The 7675-nt window shown below is 71.7% G+C and carries 7 protein-coding genes; 5 read left to right on the forward strand and 2 right to left on the reverse strand.

The genetic code is table 11. From position 1 onward, the window contains the following. The 5 genes from AC1DY2_RS11630 to AC1DY2_RS11650 form a co-directional block, all read left to right on the forward strand. Window positions 1–462, forward strand: a 462-nt coding sequence (locus tag AC1DY2_RS11630; RefSeq protein ID WP_476762580.1) for a hypothetical protein, incomplete at its 5' end; no start/stop codon positions are given. Further along, window positions 459–866 (forward strand): hypothetical protein, encoded by a 408-nt coding sequence (locus AC1DY2_RS11635; protein WP_476762581.1) that lies wholly within the window; start codon window positions 459–461, stop codon window positions 864–866. The genes AC1DY2_RS11630 and AC1DY2_RS11635, both read left to right, overlap by 4 nt. Before the next feature lie 36 nt (window positions 867–902). Continuing rightward, window positions 903–1223: a ferredoxin gene (gene fdxA, locus AC1DY2_RS11640; RefSeq protein WP_476762582.1), complete on the forward strand. Its 321-nt coding sequence runs from the start codon at window positions 903–905 to the stop codon at window positions 1221–1223. Between the two features lie 2 nt (window positions 1224–1225). Further along, on the forward strand, window positions 1226–2341 hold the full coding sequence (gene dapC, locus AC1DY2_RS11645) for a succinyldiaminopimelate transaminase (protein WP_476762583.1): 1116 nt from the start codon (window positions 1226–1228) through the stop codon (window positions 2339–2341). Between the two features lie 155 nt (window positions 2342–2496). Then, the gene (locus AC1DY2_RS11650; protein ID WP_309979812.1) at window positions 2497–3807 is read left to right on the forward strand and encodes a citrate synthase; all 1311 of its coding nucleotides are present in this window, start codon (window positions 2497–2499) and stop codon (window positions 3805–3807) included. A gap of 91 nt (window positions 3808–3898) precedes the next feature. Here the strand turns inward: AC1DY2_RS11650 and AC1DY2_RS11655 are convergent, their stop codons facing one another. Together AC1DY2_RS11655 and dapD are read right to left on the reverse strand one after the other, a co-directional pair. Next, window positions 3899–6472 (reverse strand): penicillin acylase family protein, encoded by a 2574-nt coding sequence (locus tag AC1DY2_RS11655; protein ID WP_476762584.1) that lies wholly within the window; start codon window positions 6470–6472, stop codon window positions 3899–3901. Window positions 6473–6556: 84 nt separating this feature from the next. Further along, window positions 6557–7516: a 2,3,4,5-tetrahydropyridine-2,6-dicarboxylate N-succinyltransferase gene (dapD, locus tag AC1DY2_RS11660; protein WP_476762585.1), complete on the reverse strand. Its 960-nt coding sequence runs from the start codon at window positions 7514–7516 to the stop codon at window positions 6557–6559. Between the last annotated feature and the right edge of the window lie 159 nt (window positions 7517–7675).

Below are 7675 nucleotides of genomic sequence, written 5' to 3' on the forward strand. Positions count from 1 at the left end.
ATGACGACCCTGACGACCACGACCCGCGCCGCCACCGCCGTGGCGATCGCGGGCCTCACCGCGTCGCTGCTCACCGGATGCTTCGGCAACCCCGCCGACCTCGTCAACAAGGGCGTCGAGGACGCGATCGAGAGCGCGACCGGCGGCGACGTCAGCCTCGGCGGCGAGCTGCCCGCYGACTTCCCGACGTCGATCCCGCTCATCGACGGCGACGTGACGTTCGCCGGCGGCGCGGGCGATGCCGATGGACAGGGCTGGATCGTCGCCCTCACGTCCTCCGCGGCCGATCCGGTGGGTGACGCGGCAGCCGCGCTCGAGGGCGCCGGCTTCACCGAGGACACCACGATGACGGGCGGCGAGGCGGGCGCCCGGATCTTCACGAACCCGGAGTTCTTCGTGCTCGTGGCCGGCGAGGGCGAGACGCTGACGTACACCGTCACCCCCAACACGAACCAGCAGTGAACGACGACGTGAAGCCCTCGCCCTTGGCGCGGGCTGGAATGTACGTGCTCGCTGCGCTGCTCGGCGCCATCTACGGGGCCGTGGCCACCATCGGGCATCGTCAGTCGGTGACCATCGGCGACGTGGTCGTGCCGTGGGGACTCGTCCTCGCCCTGGCTGGTGTGCTGGCGCTGCTCGTCGGCATCCGCCTCGTCGCCGGCGGACGGTGGGTCGCCGCCGCGGCAGCCGTGGGCGTCATCGGCATGGTCGCGCTGCTCACGCTGCCCGGTCCCGGCGGGTCGGTGCTCGTCGCCGGCGACGTCGTCGGCACCGTGTGGGCGGTCGGCCCCGCGCTCATCGCCGTGCTCGTCGTGGCGTGGCCCGAGCTGCCCCAGAGACGCACCGCACCCGCCGCCGACGCATAGACTTGAGTTCCACCTTCGAGAGGACAGCGAGCCACTGTGACCTATGTCATCGCCCTGCCGTGTGTCGACGTCAAGGACCGCGCCTGCATCGACGAATGCCCCGTCGACTGCATCTACGAGGGTGAACGCTCGCTCTACATCCACCCCGACGAGTGCGTCGACTGCGGCGCCTGCGAGCCCGTGTGCCCCGTCGAGGCGATCTACTACGAGGACGACCTCCCCGAGGAGTGGGCCGACTACTACAAGGCCAACGTCGAGTTCTTCGACGAGGTCGGCTCGCCCGGCGGCGCCGCCAAGGTGGGCGTGATCCCGAAGGACCACCCGCTCATCGCCGCACTGCCGCCGCAGGCCCACTGACGATGGCGCTCGGAGCGCTGCCCGACTACCCCTGGGACCTCATGGCTCCCTATGCGGAGCGCGCGGCCGCGCATCCCGACGGGCTCGTCGACCTGTCCATCGGCTCGCCCGTCGACCCGACGCCCGAGGTCGTGCGTGAGGCGCTCGCCGCCGCGACCGATGCGCACGCCTATCCGCAGACGGTGGGCACTCCGGCGCTGCGCGCCGCGATCGTCGAGTGGTTCGCACGCCGACGCGGCGTCGAGGGGCTCGACGCGGCATCCGTGCTGCCCACCATCGGCTCGAAGGAGCTCGTGGCGCTGCTGCCGTTCATGCTCGGCGTCGGCGAGGGCGACGTGGTCGTGCATCCGCGCGCGGCGTATCCCACCTACGAGATGGGCGCCCTCTTCGCCGGCGCGCGGGCGCTCGCGTCCGACGACCCCGAGGAATGGCCCGATGCGACCCGGCTCATCTGGCTCAACACCCCGGGCAATCCCGACGGTCGGGTGCTCTCGGTCGACGAACTGCGGGCCGCCCGTGAGCGGGCGCGCGAGCTCGGCGCCGTGATCGTCAGCGATGAGTGCTACGCCGAGCTCGGCTGGGATGCACCGTGGGACGAGCAGCCCGTGCCGAGCCTGCTCGACCCGCGCGTCACCGACGGCGACACCCGCCACACGCTCGCCATCTACTCGCTCTCGAAGCAGTCGAACATGGCCGGCTACCGGGCCGCCTTCATCGCCGGATGCCGCGAGTCGATCGCCCGGCTGACCAACGTGCGCAAGCACGCCGGCCTCATGCTGCCGGCGCCGCTGCAGGCGGCCATGGTCGCCGCGCTCGCTGACGAGCAGCACGTCGCCGCGCAGAAGGAGCGGTACCGCGCACGTCGTGACCTCCTCAGGCCGGCGCTCGACGCCGCCGGCTTCCGCATCGACCGGAGCGAGGGCGGCCTCTACCTCTGGGCCACCGAGGGCCGCGACGCGTGGGAGTCCATCGCACGGCTCGCCGACCTCGGCATCCTCGCCGGACCGGGGCACTTCTACGGGGTGCACTACCCCGAGCACGTGCGGCTCTCCCTCACCGCCGACGACGAGCGGGTCGCCGCGGCCTCCGCCCGTCTGCGCGCGTCGGTGGAGGCCTGAGCGCGCCCACTGTGCCATCCGCCAACGGAAGGCRTGATGTCTTGGGGGATGCGACAGTGTGCCCGGAGCACGTCTAGGCTGTATTCGGACCTCGGCCGACTCGGCCCCTGTCCGGAAAGCAGGTGACCGCGCAAGTGACGATCACAGGAGGCGCCGTGAGCGACGTCGTGAACCAGGCCGACGGGAAGACCCCCGCCACGGCGAGCCTCTCGTTCCCGGGCGGCGTCGCGGAGTTCCCGATCCAGCCGGCGATCGACGGCCACTCGAGCATCGACGTCTCGACGCTCACCCGGCAGACGGGCCTCACCGCGCTCGACTACGGCTTCGTGAACACCGCCTCGACGCGGTCGGCGATCACCTACATCGACGGCGAGCAGGGCATCCTCCGCTACCGCGGCTACCCGATCGAGCAGCTCGCCAAGGGCTCCACCTACCTCGAAGTGGCGTGGCTCCTCATCTACGGGCAGCTGCCCACCGCCGACGAGCTGGGCGAGTTCGACGAGAAGATCCGCCGTCACACGCTCCTCCACGAGGACCTGAAGCGGTTCTTCTCCGCGCTGCCCCACACCGCGCATCCCATGTCGGTGCTGTCGAGCGCCGTGTCGGCGCTCTCCACCTACTACGAGGACTCCTCCGACCCGCACGACCTCGACCACGTCGAGCTCACGATGGTCCGGCTGCTCGCGAAGCTCCCCGTCATCGCGGCCTACGCGCACAAGAAGAGCATCGGGCAGGCGTTCCTGTACCCCGACAACTCGCTGAGCTTCGTCGACAACTTCCTGCGCCTGAACTTCGGCAACATGGCCGAGCCGTACGAGATCGACCCGGTGCTCTCGAAGGCGCTCGATCGCCTGCTCATCCTCCACGAGGACCACGAGCAGAACGCGTCCACGTCGACCGTGCGCCTCGTCGGCTCCACCGGCGCCAACCTCTACGCCTCGATCTCCGCGGGCATCCAGGCCCTCTCGGGGCCGCTCCACGGCGGGGCCAACGAGGCCGTGCTGCAGATGCTCGCCCGCATCCAGGACTCGGGCGAGGGCGTCGCGAAGTTCGTCGAGCGCGTGAAGCGCAAGGAGGACGGGGTGAAGCTCATGGGCTTCGGGCACCGCGTCTACAAGAACTACGACCCGCGGGCGAAGCTCGTCAAGGAGTCGGCCGACGAGGTGCTCGCGGGCCTCGGCGTGAACGACCCGCTGCTCGACCTCGCGAAGGAGCTCGAGCAGATCGCCCTCGAGGACGACTACTTCAAGGAGCGCCGCCTCTACCCGAACGTCGACTTCTACACCGGCGTGATCTACAAGGCGATGGGCTTCCCCACCCGCATGTTCACGGTGCTGTTCGCGATCGGGCGCCTGCCCGGGTGGATGGCGCACTGGCGCGAGATGAACCTCGACCCGCAGACGAAGATCGGTCGCCCGCAGCAGCTGTACGTGGGCGAGCCCGAGCGCAACTACCCCTCGGCCTAGCAGCGACCGCGCTCGGCTCCGGCTGCGCGGCCTGCCTCGGCTTGGGCGCCGCGCTCGCCCTCGCCGCGCTCGCCCTCGCCGGGCTACCGACTCAGCCGGCGGGCGAGAGGCGCAACGTCTGCGCCGCCGCGTCCTGCACGGCCGCGAGGGTGAAGGGCCAGGACCTGGTCTCGCCACGCTGCCAGAGCGGCGCCTGGTCGGCGTAGTGCGGGTCGAACGCGTGGCCGGATGCGCCGGTGAGGTTGATCCACCGGGAGTCGTCGAGGCGGTCGAGGTCGACGACCATGCGGAGCGACGGCACCCAGTCGACGCCGTAGTCGCCCCGGGCGTCCCAGCCGATCGCGTTGACGATCGCCGAACCGCCGCCGAGCTCGTAGGGGCCTCGGTTGAACAGCCACTCGATGGGGGCGATGCCCGATTCGCCGAAGCTCCGGTTGGTGAGGGTGAGCGTGTGCAGCCGGCCCCAGCGCCAGCCGTCGGGGTCGCTCCCCATGCGCTCGGATGACTCGGTCCACGCCTCGTCGAGCGCGTGGGCGATCATCGCGTCGCGGCCCGCGACGCCCTCGTGCTCGTTGGTCCACCACGCGGCGTCGGGCTCGCCGAGGAGGGTGCCCACGACGCTGAACCACCGGTCGCCGCCGACGGGACGGGTCTGCTCGGGAAGGCCGCCGAACATGTCGTCGAGCAGCGTGCGCCAGAACACGGCGAAGTAGGCGGCCTCGGCGCTGTCCACGTCGGCTCGGGTGTTCCACCCGTCGAGCAGTTCCGCGCCGCGCGCCGCGTCGCCGTCGAGGTCGAGCTCGGCGATGACGGGAAGGAGGGCCGCGGCGTTCGCGTCGGCGGTGTCGAGCTGCATCGTCGCGAGGTCTGCAACGGTGATCTTCTCACCCGAGGCGATGCGTTCCTGCAGCATGCGCTCGATGCCCGAGGCCCGGTAGCCGAGGTCCCAGTCCTTCGTGAGCATCGGGCCCGACGAGCTCACCGCGTTGTTGGCGGTCACGAGGTAGCCGCGCTCGGGGTTGAGCACGGACGGCAACTGGTCGAACGGGACCGTGCCCGACCAGCCGTTCGCGCTCGTCCACCCGGGCAGTGGCACGGTGCCGTCGCCCGTGAGCCGGACGGGGATGGACCCGGGTGCCTGGTATCCGATGTTCCCGTCCACGTCGGCGTAGATGAGGTTCTGGGCGGGCACGTCGAACAGCGCGGCCGCGGACCGGAAGGCGTTCCAGTCCTGGGCGCGATTCATCGCGAAGATCGAGGCGGGCGTGCGGCCGGGCGTCAGCGCGGTCCACTGCAGTGACAGCGCGTACTGGCCGTCGGTCTGGCCGGATGCCGCGGGGTACGCCTTGGCGACCTCGGCGAAGTCCGCGTCGATGTCGGTGACGAGCGGTCCCCTCGCGGTGGACCGCACCGTGATCGCGACGGGATCCCCGCCGGCGACCTCGATGGTCTCCTCGCGGAGCGTCAGGGGGAGCGACGCTCCGTCGTATTCGTAGGCGTCGCCGTCGACGCGTTCGAGGTAGAGGTCGGCGACGTCGGGGCCGAGGTTGGTGAACCCCCAGGCGATGCGCTGGTTGTGCCCGATGATGACGCCGGGAAGGCCGGAGAACGTGTACCCGGCCACGTCGAAGCCGCACGCCTCGCCGACCTCGGCGCAGTGCAGGCCCATCTGCGTCCAGATGGAGGGCATGGCGGGCCCGAGGTGCGGGTCGTTCGCGAGCAGCGGGAGCCCCGACTCCGTGTGCGCGCCTGAGACCACCCACGAGTTCGAGCCGAGGTCGCCGCCCTCCGGCCCCAGGAGCTCGGGGATGCCGTCGAGCAGGTCGCTGAGCCGCGCGACGGGCGCAGCGAAGGAGTCGAGGGTCGCGGCATCCGGGGCGTTCTCGGCGACGGCACCGTCGTCGGGCAGGGGCACGACGTCCGTCGCGGCAGGGGCCGCGGTGACCGGGCCCTCCATGATCGTCGGCATCTGCCCGAAGGGGAACGCCGGGTGGAGCCGGGCGACCTCCTCGGGTGGCAACGCCGTCGCGAGCAGTGCGCGGTCGACCTCGTCCTCGAGGTTCGAGCGCAGGTCCCAGGCCATCGCCTTCAGCCAGGCGATCGAGTCGACGGCCGTCCACGGCTCGGGCTCGTAGCCGGGGTTCTGCAGCCCGAGCACCGCGTACTCGAGCGAGAGCCCGGCGCCGTCGCGTTCGCCGAGGTAGGCGTTCACGCCCTCGGCGTAGGCGTCGTAGTACGCCCGCGATTCCGGGTCGAGCAGCGCGTACTCCTGCTCGGCCACGCCCCGCCAGTCGAGCGTGCGGATGAAGGCGTCGGTCGACACCTGCGACTCGCCGAAGAGCTCGGCGACGCGCCCGGCGGTCACGTGCCGGCGGAAGTCCATCTCCCAGAACCGGTCCTGCGCGTGCACATAGCCCTGCGCGAAGAAGAGGTCGTGGTCGGTCTCGGCCACCAGCTGCGGGATCCCCGCGTCGTCGCGGTACACGATCACGGTCGCGTCGAGGCCGGCGACGTCGACCTCTCCGCTCGTGGTGGGGAAGGAGCGCTGCACCGTCCACCAGCCGAACCCGGCCGCCGCGCCGCCGACGACCAGCACCGCGATGAGGACGACGACCAGCACGGTGAGGCCGCGGTGCCTGCGGGTGCGCGGTGCGTCGGTGCCCACGTCACTCCTTCGTGATGCGCATGACGACGGCCGCCCAGCGGCGGCCTGAGCACCCCACTGTAGTCGACCCGGGGTGGCCGCGCCTCAGGCGTGGAGCGCCGCGTTGAGGGCGACGCCCTCGCCGGTGCGGGAGAGCACCTCGACCTGTCCGTTGAGCGAGTTCCTGCGGAACAGCAGGTTCGGGACGCCCGACAGTTCGACGGCCTTCACGGTGCGCCCCGCCTCACCCGCACGGCCCACCAGCACGACCTTCGTGCCGGCCGTGACGTAGAGCCCGGCCTCCACGACCGAGTCGTCGCCGATGGAGATGCCGATGCCCGAGTTCGCCCCGAGCAGGGCGCGCTCGCCGATGGCCACGCGCTGCGTGCCGCCGCCCGAGAGGGTGCCCATGATGGAGGCGCCACCGCCGATGTCGCTGCCGTCGCCGACGACGACGCCCTGTGACACCCGGCCCTCGACCATCGACGTGCCGAGCGTGCCGGCGTTGAAGTTGACGAAGCCCTCGTGCATCACCGTGGTACCGGGAGCGAGGTGGGCGCCGAGGCGCACGCGCGAGGCATCCGCGATGCGCACGCGCTCGGGAGTGACGTAGTCGAGCAGCCGCGGGAACTTGTCGAGCCCGGTCGCGTGGATGCCGGCGCGCTGCAGCGTCGGCCGCAGGCGGTCGAAGTCGGCGGGATGCACCGGGCCGGCGTTCGTCCACACCACGGCGGGGAGGTGGGCGAAGATGCCGTCGAGGTTCACCTCGTTCGGTCGTGCCAGCAGGTGCGACAGCACGTGGAGTCGGAGGTAGGCGTCAGAGGTACCCGTGGGCGGGGCATCGAGGTCCACCTGCACCGTGACCGCCTCGACGGCGACGGCGCGGCGGTCGTCGGGTCCGGTGAGCGGGCGGAGCTCGACCGGCAGTGCCGAGCCGTCGGCGGCGCCCAGCGCCGGTGAGGGGTACCAGGTGTCGAGCACGGTGCCGTCGGCGGCGACCGTCGCGAGGCCGTGGCCCCACGCGAGGCGGGCAGGCGAGGAGGCGGTGTCGGTGCTGGCGGGCATGCCTCCAGCGTATCGGCGGACCCGCCCCACGCGGCATCCGTGACGTGCGATGGCGACCGGCGACGCCGCGGCGAGGCACGCCTCGGACCGGCCGACGCCCGGTCGCGGGCGCGGCGATCCGTAGACTCGTGGCATGTCGACTCCCGCCCCGGCCCAGCC

The organism is Agromyces sp. P1_H4, from assembly GCF_056405255.1.

What these genes read in the sequence shown, in the direction of transcription:
- dapC (WP_476762583.1), top strand. Translation starts at nt 1,226, where the DNA reads ATGGCGCTCGGAGCGCTGCCCGACTACCCCTGGGACCTCATGGCTCCC.
- dapD (WP_476762585.1), bottom strand. Translation starts at nt 7,516, where the DNA reads ATGCCCGCCAGCACCGACACCGCCTCCTCGCCTGCCCGCCTCGCGTGG.